Origin of the sequence: Mycobacterium asiaticum (genome assembly GCF_001673365.1) — a bacterium.
GTDB classification, from domain to species: domain Bacteria; phylum Actinomycetota; class Actinomycetes; order Mycobacteriales; family Mycobacteriaceae; genus Mycobacterium; species Mycobacterium asiaticum_A.
In genome coordinates this window covers 59,705-73,714 of record NZ_LZLS01000211.1, presented here as the reverse complement: position 1 = coordinate 73,714, position 14,010 = coordinate 59,705, and the positions used below count along the sequence as shown (strand labels likewise).

Genomic DNA, 14,010 nt, shown 5'->3' with positions numbered 1-14,010 from the left:
GCCGTCGGCCGGACGTCGGAGGTCAGCGAGATCACCAGCACTCCGGCCACCACCGCAGCGACTCCGGCGATCGCTCCTCCGACCAGCGCCAGCGGCCTGCGGTCTGCGGCGGGTGCGGCTTCGGTGGTGTGGTCATCGGCCTCGTCAGCCTCATCGGCCTCATCGGCCAGGGCGCTGTAGGCCAGCGAGCCCTCGCCGACGCCGGCGATGGCACACACGTCCAGATAGCTCGGGGTGAGCGCGCGCGGGTTGACCTCCCCGGTGCCCGGGTCCAAGGCGTAGGCCAGCGCGGACGTCGTCGAGGCGAACAGCGGCGCATTCGCAGATGCCAGCGCCGCGCCGCGGGCCAACGCCGTGTCCGGTTCCGCCGGACAACTGACCACCAGCGACGTCGCCGCCTCGAGCGCGGGCTTGATCTCGACGATGTCCACACCGCAACCGACGACGAACACGCCGTCGGAGCGCGAGCCCGGCGCGTCGAGACCCGCGACCATCGTCACCAGGCCGGCGGCCCGTGACACGCCCTTCAAGGATTGGCGATGCAGATCCACGATGGAGCCGTCGGCGATATCGACCACGGCCAGGGTCGCGCTGTCGGCTTCGACGAACAACATCGCGATGTGCTGGTAATCCAGCGCCGCGCCCACCGACTGGGCCAGAGCGGCCGCGGCGAGCAACGGTGAGACCAGCATGACGCTGCCGGCGTCGCGGGCGGCCAGCTCGGCACGCAGCGGCGCCACCTCGCTGGGGTCCGTCCAGGTCACCCCGGTGGACGTCAGCTGGTAGCCGCCCTCGACGGCGCCCTCGCGGGTGCCGATCAGCGCGGCGATTACCTGCGCGGCGGCCGCGTCACCTTCGGCCGACGCGGCAACTTCGATGCTGTCTTCCTCGACGGTCGCGCCGTCGGCGTTCGCTCCCTCGATCAACACCATGCGCACTGCTGAGGTTTCCATCGAAACCCCAAGCACGATGTCCATAACCCCTCCAACCCCTTCCAGCCACGCGAACTAGCTGTGGGGTCTGGGCGACCCGGCGCACCCCCGCGCAGAGCCGCCATCGAATGCTTGTCTCGCCCCACCGCCGGCGCGACCGATTTGCTGGCTTGTATGCAGTTTGCCAGCTCAAACCCTACTCGCGCACATGGAGGTGGGGAGCAATTCCTAGGAAGCTCAAATGAGACGCTCAAGGTGAGGTTGAGGGTTCAGGGACCTCCGGGACTCTGGAACGGGTTCTGCGGACCCGGGTCCTGCGGCAACCCGTTCTGCGGGACCTGATTTGCCGGGACCTGGTTTGCCGGGACCTGGATCGGTATCGGGAGCGGGATCAGCGGCACGTGCAGCCACTGGGTTGTCATCTTCACCGAAGGAGATTCGGGGGGCGGCTCGGACGGCGGAGCCACTTCCGCGGCGCTCGGAGGTTCGGCGGGGCTCTGCGCGGGTGTGGTGACGGCCGACGGCGGGGAAGTGAGCGGCGTAGTAGTGACGGGTGGCCGCGTGGTGGTCACCGGCGCCGGCCTGGTCGTCGTCATCGCCGGTGGCGGCGACGGTGAAACAGGCGGCGGCGTTTCCACGCTGGTGGGTGCGGCCGCGCTGGGGGCCGGCGGTTCCGCGCTCGGTGGGGGCGGCAGAGCGCTAGCGGCCGGCGGACTGGTCGGGATCAAGCTGGGCAGCTTGGCGTTGGGAGACATCGACACTTCAGCGGGCGGTGGCGCCACACTGGGCACGATCGGCGCTCGATGCGGAGTGTGGCGCTGCTCGACGGCGGTGAGGGTGATCGCCACCCCGCCGATCGCCGTCATCGCCACCGCGGCACACAGTCCGATGAGCAGCTGCGACACCCGTATGCGACGCCACGGCGGCTCTTTGGGTGGGTCGATGACGTTGAGCCGCATCGAAAAGCACGCGCCGTCTTCGTTATAGGTGTCGCCTTCGAACCGGGTCAGCACCTCGGGAAACTCGGTCTGCGACCAGGCCAGCTCACGGTCGGTGAGCGCGTCCTGGTCGACCACCAACAGATCGGCGGGCGGCAACTCGATCAAGCTGGTGCCGGGGCCTGCGGAGGCTTTCGCCAGCCCGGCCATCAGTCCAATGGACGTGCGAGTCCGCAAATCGAGCAGGTCTTTGCGACCCGCCAACAGCAGTGCACCGCTGGCCGCAGCGCTGACCGGCTCCGAAGGGGTCAGCACCGGCAATTTCGTGTGGAACGAAAGGCGTTGCGTGACAAGCGGGATGCTTGCGCCACCACCCACGGTCACCACTGCGGCGAGGTCGGCGAAGCTTGAATTGTTGCGCGCCAGCATGTCGTCGAACGCATAGATCAAACCGGTCAACCGGTCCTGGATCAGGTCGTCGAACTTCTCCCGGGTGAGTTCGAGAGCGACGTGCGAACCGGCGAGTTCGGCGGCCAATTCGGTGACGGCGTCGGTGGACAACCGCTCCTTGGCTTCCCGGCACTGTTCCTTGAGGCCGCCGAGTTGGGCGAGAACGGTCGGGCTGGTCGAGTCGATGTCGGAGTGCCCGAGTTGCTCGATGACGTGCATCAGCAAGGCATGGTCAATCTGACTGCCGGAAAAGTCCTCGTATCGCATTGTGGCGCTGACGGTTTCGAATTCGTCTTTGGTCTCCAGCAAGGTGACATAGGTGCCGGAGCCGCCGAAATCGAGTAGCCCAACCACCCCTCCGGTGGGAACACCCACCTCGGCGTTCACCGCCGTCAGCGCCGCGACCGCATCCGGCACCAGACACGGCGCCATCCCACTGCGCACGAAGCCGACGTGTGTCCGCAAAGCATTACGTAGCGCCTGTACGGTGGCCGGTTTCCAGTGTGCGGGAACAGCAATCGTGATCTCCGACGAACTGGAGTCGGCGCCGGCGGCGACGACCATCGCGTCAAGTGCCTCGACCGTCAGCAGGTCGGGGTCATGCGCGGATCCGTCCGGGGAGATCAGCGCGACAGAGTCGCCGATGCGTTCTACGAACGCACTCATCAAAGTGCCTGCCTCGGCCGACTTCTCGCCGAGCGCACCAAGTTTCGGGGCGCAGTGCGGATACAGGGTGAGCACGGCGCGACGGATAACAGGAGAACTCCCGTTAGCCGCCGCGACCAGGTTCATGGTCCCGATCGACAACCCCAGCGGGTCGTACATATGGCGAATACTTTCGTCGATAGGGTCGGTAGCCAGCGTTAACCTTAACCATGCCGATGCCGGATGTGGTTCTGCCCCAACCTCATTGGTATCTGGTCGATGCCGTGTCGTCACCAAACCGGTATAGCGGCCGCACTTGACACAGCACGTCTGATCACGTTGTATGCGGGGCCTCTGGTAGCGCATCCGATCAGGTGTGTTGCAATGGCGTGGTGAGCCTTCCCGAATTCCCCGTGGCGGACGTCGAAGCAATCAAGCAGGTCAAGTACCGCTATTTACGTGCGATGGATACCAAACACTGGGACGACTTCGCGGCCACCATGACCGAGGACATCGTCGGCTCCTACGGGTCGTCGCTGGGCAAGGAACTGCACTTCGACAACCGCGAGGATCTGGTCGAGTACCTGAGCTCGGCGATGGGGCCCGGTGTGGTCACCGAGCACCGGGTGACGCATCCAGAGATCACCGTCACCGGCGACACCGCTTCGGGCATTTGGTATTTGCAGGACCGGGTCATCGTCGCCGAGTTCGACTTCATGTTGATCGGAGCCGCGTTCTACCGCGACCAGTACCGGCGTACTCCCGAGGGGTGGCGGATCAGCGCAACCGGTTACGACCGTACGTACGAGGCGACGATGTCGGTGGCGGATATGAAGTTCCACATCAAGCCAGGCCGGGCTCGGGCGGACTTCCAGGGCTGAGCTACTTGGCGATCGCGATGACGGCGCCCGGCCGCAACCACTTGATGATCGAGACCAGCGTGGCGTCGTCGATCGCTACGCAGCCCGCGGTGGGACCGCCGTCGGTGGTGTGAAAGAAGAATGCGGCGCCCCCACCGGGAACCTTGTTCTTGTTGACGCCCATCACGACCGAATGCTTGTACTGCGGAATCTGCAGGTTCTCGCTTTCGGCAGTATTGAAGGGGCACTGGGCTTTCTGGCACACCTGCATGCTGTTGAAGGTAGGGCTGTGGTCGTCACCGCTCCACCAGTGATTCGATCCGACTTGCGTATACGGCAGCCCGCCACCGGGATTCGGCGCGGTACCGAAGGCGGAGTCCAGGCTGTAGACCCCCATCGGCGTGGCCGGGTAGCCGCTCTTGGCCTGGGGGGCCATGCCGGCCGAGCCGACATGGGTGGGAATTCCGGTTTTCAGCGGTTGCCAACCGGCGGTGGTGCGTTGGTAGATGTCCATCTTCGCGTTCGACCCGCCGGTGGAGACAACCGAAACCACTTGTGTCGCATTGCCGACCGAGTTCGCAAACCACGGATTGCCGGCGGCGGCGGCGCCCGGCGCCAACAGCGTGCCGACTCCGGCGACGCAGAGCGCAGCGCACAGCAGAGCTAGCAGTCGGCGCATCGTTCAATGGTCGGATGCGCCGCCACTAAGGGTCAAGTAAAGGTTGAGACCCGGTTGCATCACGGGGCTGTGACTCGGGGCGACACAGCCACAAAAGAACGACGAAATACACGAATCCCAGTGCCCAACCGGCGATCACGTCGGAGGGGTGGTGGACGTTCAACGCCACCCGGGCGACACCCACGGTGAACACGCCGACTGCGCTCAACGCGATTACGACGACCCGGGTCAGATGGCGCTTGACCATCGGCAGCGCCAGGGTGAGCAACGCGAGCACAGCGGCCATTGCCGCCAGCGCGTGCCCGGACGGAAATGACGTCTCGGGCACCGCCACCAACGCCGTAGCCGGCCGCGGACGCCCCGCCAGGGACTTGGCCACCCACGTCACCAACCCGTTGAGTGGCGCACATGCCAACAACAGCAATGCCATTCGGTACCGACGCCGCACCAACATGACCACCGCCGCCACAAATCCCAGCGTTCGCAGCGGGACCGGGCCCAGCACGAATGACACGATGACCCAAAACCGCACCCACCCGCCGTGCTTGATGCCGATGTCGTGCGCCGGAGTCAGCAACCCCCAATCGAAGGTTTCCAGCCAGCCCCATTCCTGTCGGTGCCCCACCCACAACACGGCGTAAAGCACGATCGCGGCGACGGCCAACCAGACCGTCGGCGCAACTGGAAGGGCACGGCGCAAAGCAGCCGGAAGCGCGATTCGTGGGCCGGTCACGGGCTAACCGATACCAGCATCGGTGCGCCGTCGGTGAAACGACCCCATACTGGCGTCATGGCGGTGATTCTTCGTAGGTTGTTCGGCGTCGGCAAGCTGCCGGCCGATCTGCATGCCCAAGTGGAGGCCGAGGGACTCATTCACCTTGCCGAGTTCGTCCCGGTCACCCGGCGGTTCAGCGGATCCATCCCGGGCCTTCGGTCCCAGGGCACTATCGCCGGTTACGTAGGCTGCCTAGCGTTCACCTCACAACGAGTGCTCGCGACGCTGTCTGTGGTCCCGAAGCTGGCCGGCCGAGCCGTCGATGTGCGCTGGGACGAACCGCAGGGCGGAGCGGCGACGGCGGAGATTTCCGAGACGGGACTGCAGGTCGATCTTGACGTCGGCGCCGTGGACGACAAGTTCCACGGCCGCCTGTCCCTGCATTTCAAGGACGCCATACCGGAGGATGTGCTGGCCCGCCTGCCGCGGCACTCGCTGGCATTCGATGTCCCACCCGAGTACGTTTTCCGGGCGGTGGGTGTCACCTACAGTCCGTAGGCCAGTCCATAGGAGTCGCCTTCCCACGGGCCTTTTTAAGATGGCCCGGTGACCGACTACGCGTTCACCGCGCCGGAACGCCGCGCGGTATATCGCGTGATCGCCGAACGACGAGACATGCGCCGCTTCGTGTCGGGTGGCCAGGTGCCGGAGGAGGTGCTGACACGCCTGCTGCAAGCCGCGCATGCTGCGCCCAGTGTCGGTCTGATGCAGCCCTGGCGTTTCATCCGGATCACCGACGCCGCGCTGCGGCAGCGCATTTACGCACTCGTCGACGAAGAGCGCGCCCTGACCGGGGCGGCGTTGGGGTCGCGCGAGGCCGAATTCCTGGCGCTGAAGGTCGAAGGAATCCGCGAGTGCGCCGAGCTGCTGGTGGTCGCATTGTGCGAGAACCGCGAGCCGCACATCTTCGGCCGGCGCACGCTGCCGCAGATGGATCTCGCCTCGGTGTCCTGCGCGATCCAAAACCTGTGGCTGGCGGCTCGATGCGAGGGCTTGGGCGTGGGCTGGGTGTCGCTGTTCGATCCGCAGCGGTTGGCCGAGCTGCTGCAGATGCCTGCCGGTGCCGAACCGGTCGCGATCCTGTGCGTCGGGCCGGTACCGGAGTTTCCCGATCGACCCGCACTGGAATTGGACGGCTGGACAGCACCGCGACCTTTGACGGAGTTCGTCTCGGAGAACAGCTGGGGCCCGCCCCGCGTGCCCGAACACGAAAGGACGGTTGACCCACGGTGACGGATCAGGGCCCGGGTGAAGACGCACGCAACATCCTGCTCGTGCATTGGCACGACCTCGGGCGCTACCTGGGTGTCTACGGCCATCCGGACGTCTCGAGCCCGCGCCTGGACCAGCTGGCCGCCGAAGGGATCCTGTTCACCAAAGCCCATGCCACCGCACCGCTGTGCTCACCCTCCCGCGGTTCGTTGTTCACCGGCCGCTACCCGCAGAGCAACGGTCTGGTCGGCCTGGCCCACCACGGCTGGGAATACCGCACCGATGTGCGCACGCTTCCCCAGTTGCTGTCCGACTCTGGTTGGTACTCAGCACTTTTCGGCATGCAACACGAGACGTCCTATCCGAAGCGGTTGGGGTTCGACGAGTTCGACGTATCGAACTCCTACTGCGAATACGTGGTCGAACAGGTGCAACGGTGGCTCCGGGACTGGGCTTCGGATTCGGCTCCGGAGGATGTGAGTGGGCAACCGTTCCTGCTGACCGCCGGGTTTTTCGAAACCCACCGCCCCTATCCGCACGACCGCTACGAACCGGCCGACACCGCGGCCGTCGACCTTCCCGACTACCTGCCCGACACCCCCGAGGTGCGCGGCGACCTCGCCGACTTCTACGGGTCGATCAGCACCGCCGACGCGGCGGTCGGGACGATTCTGGACACGCTGTCCGAGACCGGTTTGGACGCCAGCACCTGGGTGGTGTTCTTCACCGATCATGGCCCGGCGTTCCCGCGCGCGAAATCGACGCTGTACGACGCCGGAACGGGCATAGCGATGATCATCCGGCCGCCCACCGGGCTTTCGGAGACCCCGCGCGTCTACGACGAGTTGTTCAGTGGCGTCGACCTGCTGCCCACCCTGCTGGGTCTGCTGGGTCTGGATGTGCCCGACGACGTCGACGGCATATCGCACGCGGGTGCCCTGTTCGCCGCGGACACCGACATCCCGGTGCGCGATCACGTGTACACCGCGAAGACCTACCACGACTCGTTCGATCCGATCCGGGCCATCCGCACGAAGGATTACAGCTACATCGAGAACTACGTGCCCCGGCCCATGCTGGACCTCCCGTGGGACATCGAGGAAAGCCCGTCCGGCCTGGCGGTCGCACCGCTGGTCACCGCGCCGCGGCCCGAGCGGGAACTCTACGACCTGCAGGCCGACCCCACCGAAACCACAAATCTGCTGGCCGACACCGCAGCTGGCGGCGGTAACAACGAAACCGTCGCGGCCGACCTGGCCGTACGGCTCAACGAATGGCGGGAGCGCACCGGCGATGTGATCCCATCGGATTTCGCCGGCACCCGCATCGCCGAGCGCTACACCGAGACCTATCTGCAGATCCACCGCACGGCGCCGACCAGTAGGTCGGCCATTGCCGTGGACCGCGGCATCGAAGACGAGGTCGAGCCGGGTCTAACCAGCTGAGCGGCGCGCCCCGCCGACCTTCGCCACGACGAACACGCGTCGGAACGGGAAGATCGTGGTGCCGTCCGGCCGGGGCGGATAGGCGTCGTCCAACAGCGGGATGAGCTCGGAGCGGAATTGTTCCCACCCGTCCTCGTCCAGCCGTTCCCGCACGGGAACCAGCGCGGTGCCGGTAATCCAGTCCAACACCGGATGTTCCCCGGTCAGCTGGTGCAGATAGGTGGTCTCCCACACATCGACCCGACATCCGGCATCCATCAGCAAATCGGCGTAGTGGGCCGGCGGCTGCACCACCGCCCCGACCCGAAACGGTATGTCCCGCATAATTTTTGCGTACGGCTCACGACGCGCCAAGGCCCGCACGGCGGCGTGCGAGGGCGTCTCGAAGTTGCCCGGGATCTGGACCGCTATCCAGGCCCCGTCCGGAAGCTGGCCGACCCATTTGACCAGCAGTTCTGAGTGCTCGGGCACCCAGTGCAAGGCCGCGTTACTGACCACGACGTCGGTGTCCTGCTGCGGTTTCCAGTTACGTAGGTCGCCGACGGTGGCGTCGATGCCGCGTTCGCGGGCCGCGGTGACCATCTCCGGTGAGCTGTCGATCGCCTCGATCACCGCACCGGGCCAGCGCTTGTTCAGGTACCGGGTCAGGTGGCCCGGGCCGCAACCGAGGTCGACCACCCGGCGCGCCCGGTCGGCGCCCACCCGCGACAGCAAGTCATAGAACGGACGGCTGCGATGATCGGCAAAAGCCAGGTAGACGTCGGGATCCCACATATCGGTCCTCCTGTCGACACCGGCAATGGTCGGCTCCGTCCGGTGTCATAGCTAAACCGTATTACCGGACTCTGCCAGAATGCGCGCGCAACAGGCGAATATTTATTGACGATACTGTCGAAACATGCGGCGGCCGTCCAGATGTGCGAGTTACCATCGCCTGGATGTCTGAGATTTCGGAGGTAGGCGGCGCGGCCGATCCGATAAACCCGCCGGTGCCCATTCCCGACGTGCCGGGTGGTGACGCCAGCGTCAAAGGACTGCCGCCACTTTCGGCACTGTCGCCCCGCCAGCGTGCCGTGGTGGAAGCTTCGGCACTCAGCGATCTCGCGCTGCGCACTACGGCATCGTCAGTGCTGGCCGCGACGGTGGCCCCGGTCGTCGTCGGCGCCAACCTGTGCCGAGGCGACGCCGACGGTGAACGCAGCAAACTGAAGTTCTACGCCGAAGTCGGGGCCGAGCACGACCCGCGGTTGTCCTTCCCGGCGCCGCTGGAGCCACCCAAAATCGTGTCGCGGCGCGCCAGCCCGGTGGCCGAGTGGATCGCGCGCGGCACCGTCGACAACATCTCCTTCCCCAGCAGCTTCCGGGCCGTCAACCCCGCGCTGCGCAAACAGTGGAGTTCGTTGCGCGCCAACAACATCGTGCGCGCACAGCATTGGCGCCACGACGACGGGCCGCGTCCCACGCTGTGTGTGATCCACGGCTTCATGGGGTCCTCGTATCTGCTCAACGGACTGTTCTTCTCACTGCCGTGGTACTACCGGTCCGGCTACGACGTGGTGTTGTACACCTTGCCTTTTCACGGTAAGCGGGCCGAAAAGCTGTCGCCGTTCAGCGGATTCGGATATTTCGCCAACGGGCTCAGCGGGTTCGCCGAGTCCATGGCCCAAGCGGTGCACGACTTTCGGTCATTGGTGGACTATTTGCATGGCACCGGTGTGCAACGTGTTGCGCTGACCGGACTTTCGCTGGGCGGCTATACCTCTGCGCTGATCGCCTCGGTCGACGATCGGCTCGAGGCCGTCATTCCCAACTGTCCGGTGGTTACCCCCGGAGACCTGTTCAACGAATGGTTTCCGGCCAGCAAGATGATCACCCTGGGCACGTGGTTGACCCGAATCAGCCGCGAAGAACTGGCGGCCGGCCTGGCATACCACGGACCGCTGAACTATCAGCCGCTGCTGTCCAAGGACCGCCGCATGATCATCACCGGACTAGGCGATCGGATGGCACCGCCGGAGCACGCGGTCGCGCTGTGGGAGCACTGGAACCGGTGCGCGCTGCACTGGTTCCCCGGCAGCCACGTCCTGCACGTGAGCCAGTTGGACTACCTGCGCCGGATGACGCCATTCCTGCACCGGTTCATGTACGACTGAAAACCTGTGTGGCGGCTTCGCCGTCCGGAGCGCGGTGCCCTCCCCCTGACGGTGTAGGCCACTCCAGCCGGGCGAGCAGATCCTCGGCAGCGGCAGTGTGCCCGTCGAGCCGGCGCGTGGACAGCGGGTCCAACGCCTGCAAGGCCGGCCGCTGATTTCCGCGTTCCAGGGTCATCCCGGCCACGGGCGGGGCGCCGGCCGGTGCCGCCTCGGTGCGCAACGCACAGGCGGCGGCCACCGTGTAGGCCGACTCGGAGCCGGCGATCTCCAACGCGCTCCAGACCTCGCGTGCCTGCTGCGACCTGATCGCGTCAAGTGTCTCAGGCAACGCGGAATCGGCGCTGATGCGGTATGCCGCAACGTAATCGGAGTCATCTTGCTGCACGGCGCGCCACGTTTCGCGGGCGGCCTTGGATTCGAATGCCAATACTTCCGGAACATCTTCGGAGGCAACGGCATTGGCTTCCCAGCCGAGCTCGCGCAGGTGGTCGGCCAGGCGGCGGGCGGCGACCTCGGCCGTCTCGTACAGCGGGATCCGCGACGAGCGGGCCTGCAGGGCGGCCAGGTTGTCCACGGCCGAGAGTGTCAATCCGATCCAGGTCTCGCGCACACCGGTTGCGGTGTCGCGGTTGGTGATTCGGATGCTGTCGGCTCGGATGCCGTAGTGGTCCAGGTAGCCGGCGATCAGTGGCAGCGGCAGCACATTCCCCGGTGCGTCGGAAGGTCCTGGCCCCACCCGCAGCAGGGCAGTGGTGCGGGTGTTCGCGTCAGGTTCGGGAACTGGACGCCCGCCGCGGCTGATGATCGCCAGCCGCCGGCGCAGGATCGTGGTGAAATGCAGCCCGCGCCACCAGCCGAATAACACCACCACCGCGACGGCAGCGATGCCGAGCAACCAGTATGCGCGGGTGCTCTGCCAGGGGTAAGCCAGCGCGGCGGGCACGACGGCCAGCAGCGCCAGGGTGATCCGGCCGGCCCCCGGTGTTGGGATGTGGCTCACGGGGTGGGCTCCTTCCGGCGGCGCGTTACCGCCACGGTCGCTGCGGTGATGATGACAAGCAGCGTCAGCACGCCGGCTCCGGCCAGTGCGACGTTGCGCGGGGTGGTGTCCCTGGGTGCCGGTGGCGGCGGGACGGCGACCGGCTTCACCGAGGCGGGCGTCTCGCCCGCCGGTGCCGCCGGTAGTTGCCAGGTCAAGGCGGCAACGGGGTCAACGATGCCCGAACCGATCACATTGGACGGATCGCGCGGACCGTTCTGCGCGGTAGCGGTGATGCGCCGGACCACCTCAGCAGCCGGCAAAGCGGGATACTTGGCACGCACCAACGCCGCGACACCGGAGACGTAGGCGGACGCGTAACTGGTGCCGCTGAGCGGGATCAATTGCTGGTGGTCGTCGGGCAGACCGTTGGCCAGGCCGCCGCCGTCGGCATTGCTCACCGACGCGATGTTCTCACCGGGTGCCGCGATTCCCACCCACGGACCTGCCATGGTGAACTTCGAGGCCCGCCCGTCGGAGGCCACCGACGCCACCGACAGCACGTAGGGCTGCCACCAGGACGGGACGGATACCGAGGTGACGCCGGCCCAGTTGCGCGGGTCGTTGGGACGGCTCAGATCGGTGAGCGGGTTGGAGTCACACGACGTGCCACCGGCGACCGACCCGGTCGGCCCGCTGTTGCCCGCCGCCGCCACGATCACCGCGTCCTTTTCCACCGCGGCGTATCGGATCGCCGCCCCGAGCACGGCCTGGTCGACCGGCCGGTCGGCCGGCACGCAGGTGATCGCGGAAATATTGATCACCCGGGCGCCGCGATCGGCGGCATGCACGACGGCCCTGGCCAGCGCCTCGAGTTCGATGGCCGCCCGGGCCGTCGCCGGGTCACCCCCCGGTGCGCGGGGCGAAAACTTCGCCGACGTCACCCGGATGGACAACAGCCGGGCCGCCGGCGCCACGCCGGAGAAGCCGTCCTCTTGACCGGGCGGACCCGGTTGGCCCGCGACGACTCCGGCGACCAGGGTGCCGTGCCCGTCGCAGTCGGTCAGCCCGTCGGTGGACTCGACGAAATCACCCCCGGCATCGACGTTGTTCAGCCGCGGACCCGGCCGCACTCCGGTGTCGATGATCGCCACCAGCTGGCCGTCACCGCGGGAAAACTGCCATGCCCCAGCCAGATTGAGCATATTTTGGCTGGGCGTCGGGATGCCCGGATCGGTTCCTGCGATGATGCCCGAGACGCTGCACACGCCACGCTGCTCCATCGCCTGCACCGGACCAGGCGTGCCGCTGGGCGGCTGCGCGGCGGCGTCGACCACCGGCGGGCTGATCGCCAGCGCGGGTGGCGCGGTCGCAATCACAGGAGCCTGCACGAGCGCCAGAACCGCTGTGCAGCAACCCAATCCGGCCGCACGTTTCATCGATTGAGCACCAGGGCGAACAGGCCGACAAGGAACGCCATCACCGGAATCAGCGACGCATCCAGACCGGCCGCGAGGAAGCCCAGCAGGCGGCGCAGCGGCAGCGAGTAGCTGTCGGGGGAAGCGATCGACGGGTTCAACGCCACCACCACCCATGCCAGCACCAGCACGGCCAGCACCACAACCGCCGCGAAGGCACCGACGAAACGTCCCGTCGCCGTGTAGATCACCAGCAGCACTCCGGCAACCAGGAAGGGTTGTGCGAGCAGCCACGACTTGCACGCGGCCGAATCCCACACCCGCGCCCGCAGGACGGCAGCCAGGGACGTCGCCGCCACCACATACCAACCCGCGACACTCAGGGTCTCCGGGCGCAGAGCGATCGCCACCGAACCCAGCACACTGAGCAGCACCGCACCGGCAATGAAACCGTTCTGGTGAGCGTCGCTCACCCGCACCCGCCGCGGCAGATCCTCGAGCACCCGCAACGACGGTGCCGACGGCGTGGGATCGCCTGGTGCCGGGATGACCGGCAGCGGGAACCGTGCCCACAGCGCGGACAGCTGCGCGGCCTGGATGGTGACCAGCAACGCCGCCACGATAAGACCACAACCGATGGTGAGTATCGGTAGCTGCCAAAGTAATTCGGCGCCTGCAGCCAGTGCGACCGCTAGCCCGACCACCGCGGTGGTGGTGAAGAAGGCGACCGCGTGCTCGCGTTCGGTGCTGGGCACCATCAGCGCGATCAGCGACCACGCGGCAACGCCGGCCGCGGCCAGCAACACCTGCGCCGGCCCGAACCTGCCCGGCACGGCCAGCACCAGCGCAGCCGCGATCGGCACCAGAGCGGTGATCGACAGCGCGATCCCGGTGCGCGGGGACCGCGCCCGCGAGGAAGCAGCCGTGAGCAGACCGGTGATCGCTACGGCCGCCGCGATCACGCTGGCCACGACGAGGCCAACCAACGCGCCGGTGACGACGCGGTGCGCGACGGCCAGACCGGTTGCCACCAGCGTCACGCCGATCACCGCGGCCAGGGCACCACGCTGGATGTGCTTGGCGCCCCACGGGTTACGTCGTGACGTCGAGAAGATCATGGCGGCGTCGGCGATGTCCTCGACGATGCCCGGCGCAGCCGGGCCGGCGGGCACCGGTTGCAGCGCCAGCAGATCGCCGTCGACAACACCGACGGTGTCCAGGCTCGCATCCAGGCTGAACGGCGCCCCGCCGATGGGGGCCAGGCTCAGGTAGGGAGCGGCACCGGCTTGCCCGCCGTCGCCGTTCTGGTCGGCTGGAACCACCAAACGCTGTACCGCAGGCAGTATTTCGCGCAACGGCAACTCGGCAGGCAAGGCCATCTCCGTCAACCGGCTGTCCGCGAGAATGGCTACGCGGACAATCGGCATGACGGTACCGGACGGCCCAGGGCTCATCACGGGACCCTCGAATTGTGTTGATGGCGTTGGTGGGACATCGCGCTCTCTTTCGTATTTCGGTTAGGTC

The 14,010-nt window shown here is 66.9% G+C and carries 13 protein-coding genes; 5 read left to right on the top strand and 8 right to left on the bottom strand.

Features of this window, described 5'->3' with window-relative positions; translation table 11 throughout:
* Together A5634_RS24830 and A5634_RS24825 are read right to left on the bottom strand one after the other, a co-directional pair.
* The coding region (locus A5634_RS24830; protein WP_065146678.1) for a DUF7159 family protein at nt 1–977 on the bottom strand (977 nt) is incomplete at its 3' end.
* Between the two features lie 224 nt (nt 978–1,201).
* A complete protein-coding gene (locus A5634_RS24825; protein WP_065146677.1) occupies nt 1,202–3,145 on the bottom strand; it encodes an Hsp70 family protein in 1,944 nt (647 codons plus the stop codon).
* A 194-nt stretch (nt 3,146–3,339) separates the two neighbouring features.
* Here A5634_RS24825 and A5634_RS24820 point away from each other — a divergent pair, with 194 nt between their 5' ends.
* Nucleotides 3,340–3,846, top strand: a complete 507-nt coding sequence (locus A5634_RS24820) for a nuclear transport factor 2 family protein (protein WP_065146676.1) — start codon at nt 3,340–3,342, stop codon at nt 3,844–3,846.
* A gap of 1 nt (nt 3,847) precedes the next feature.
* Here the strand turns inward: A5634_RS24820 and A5634_RS24815 are convergent, their stop codons facing one another.
* Entirely contained in the window at nt 3,848–4,504 is a 657-nt protein-coding gene (locus A5634_RS24815) for a L,D-transpeptidase family protein (RefSeq protein ID WP_065146675.1), read from the bottom strand.
* Between the two features lie 25 nt (nt 4,505–4,529).
* Nucleotides 4,530–5,204, bottom strand: coding sequence for a phosphatase PAP2 family protein (locus A5634_RS24810; RefSeq protein ID WP_065146687.1), 675 nt, complete (start codon nt 5,202–5,204; stop codon nt 4,530–4,532).
* A gap of 90 nt (nt 5,205–5,294) precedes the next feature.
* On the opposite strand from A5634_RS24810, the gene A5634_RS24805 reads away from it, so the two are divergent.
* Genes A5634_RS24805 through A5634_RS24795 form a run of 3 tightly spaced genes read left to right on the top strand, consistent with a single transcriptional unit; the run spans nt 5,295 to nt 7,936 of the window.
* On the top strand, nt 5,295–5,777 hold the full coding sequence (locus tag A5634_RS24805; RefSeq protein ID WP_065146674.1) for a hypothetical protein: 483 nt from the start codon (nt 5,295–5,297) through the stop codon (nt 5,775–5,777).
* Nucleotides 5,778–5,825: 48 nt separating this feature from the next.
* Complete coding sequence (bluB, locus tag A5634_RS24800; RefSeq protein ID WP_065146673.1) at nt 5,826–6,512, top strand: 5,6-dimethylbenzimidazole synthase; 687 nt, start codon at nt 5,826–5,828, stop codon at nt 6,510–6,512.
* On the top strand, nt 6,509–7,936 hold the full coding sequence (locus A5634_RS24795) for a sulfatase family protein (protein ID WP_065146672.1): 1,428 nt from the start codon (nt 6,509–6,511) through the stop codon (nt 7,934–7,936). Before bluB ends, A5634_RS24795 begins: the two co-directional genes overlap by 4 nt.
* Here A5634_RS24795 and A5634_RS24790 read toward each other — a convergent pair.
* Nucleotides 7,925–8,710, bottom strand: coding sequence for a trans-aconitate 2-methyltransferase (locus A5634_RS24790; protein ID WP_065146671.1), 786 nt, complete (start codon nt 8,708–8,710; stop codon nt 7,925–7,927). The genes A5634_RS24795 and A5634_RS24790 overlap by 12 nt on opposite strands.
* 164 nt (nt 8,711–8,874) lie before the next feature.
* Between A5634_RS24790 and A5634_RS24785 the strand changes: the two genes are divergently transcribed.
* Nucleotides 8,875–10,089, top strand: coding sequence for an alpha/beta hydrolase family protein (locus A5634_RS24785; protein ID WP_065146686.1), 1,215 nt, complete (start codon nt 8,875–8,877; stop codon nt 10,087–10,089).
* Here A5634_RS24785 and eccE read toward each other — a convergent pair.
* The 3 genes from eccE to eccD are packed head-to-tail and all read right to left on the bottom strand — an operon-like array spanning nt 10,076 to nt 13,940.
* Nucleotides 10,076–11,089, bottom strand: a complete 1,014-nt coding sequence (gene eccE, locus A5634_RS24780) for a type VII secretion protein EccE (protein WP_081290645.1) — start codon at nt 11,087–11,089, stop codon at nt 10,076–10,078. The two genes, A5634_RS24785 and eccE, sit on opposite strands and share 14 nt — an antisense overlap.
* Complete coding sequence (gene mycP / locus A5634_RS24775; protein ID WP_065146670.1) at nt 11,086–12,507, bottom strand: type VII secretion-associated serine protease mycosin; 1,422 nt, start codon at nt 12,505–12,507, stop codon at nt 11,086–11,088. Before mycP ends, eccE begins: the two co-directional genes overlap by 4 nt.
* Nucleotides 12,504–13,940 carry a type VII secretion integral membrane protein EccD gene (gene eccD, locus A5634_RS24770; RefSeq protein WP_065146669.1) on the bottom strand — a complete coding sequence of 479 codons (1,437 nt, stop codon included), beginning with the start codon at nt 13,938–13,940 and terminating at the stop codon, nt 12,504–12,506. The genes mycP and eccD overlap by 4 nt, the downstream gene beginning before the upstream one ends.
* Nucleotides 13,941–14,010 lie beyond the last annotated feature (70 nt).

Bases quoted from the DNA above. Each gene is read 5' to 3' on its own strand.
- A5634_RS24825 (WP_065146677.1), bottom strand. From the start codon at position 3,145: ATGTACGACCCGCTGGGGTTGTCGATCGGGACCATGAACCTGGTCGCG.
- A5634_RS24815 (WP_065146675.1), bottom strand. From the start codon at position 4,504: ATGCGCCGACTGCTAGCTCTGCTGTGCGCTGCGCTCTGCGTCGCCGGA.
- A5634_RS24805 (WP_065146674.1), top strand. From the start codon at position 5,295: ATGGCGGTGATTCTTCGTAGGTTGTTCGGCGTCGGCAAGCTGCCGGCC.
- A5634_RS24790 (WP_065146671.1), bottom strand. From the start codon at position 8,710: ATGTGGGATCCCGACGTCTACCTGGCTTTTGCCGATCATCGCAGCCGT.
- A5634_RS24785 (WP_065146686.1), top strand. From the start codon at position 8,875: ATGTCTGAGATTTCGGAGGTAGGCGGCGCGGCCGATCCGATAAACCCG.
- mycP (WP_065146670.1), bottom strand. From the start codon at position 12,507: ATGAAACGTGCGGCCGGATTGGGTTGCTGCACAGCGGTTCTGGCGCTC.
- eccD (WP_065146669.1), bottom strand. From the start codon at position 13,940: ATGAGCCCTGGGCCGTCCGGTACCGTCATGCCGATTGTCCGCGTAGCC.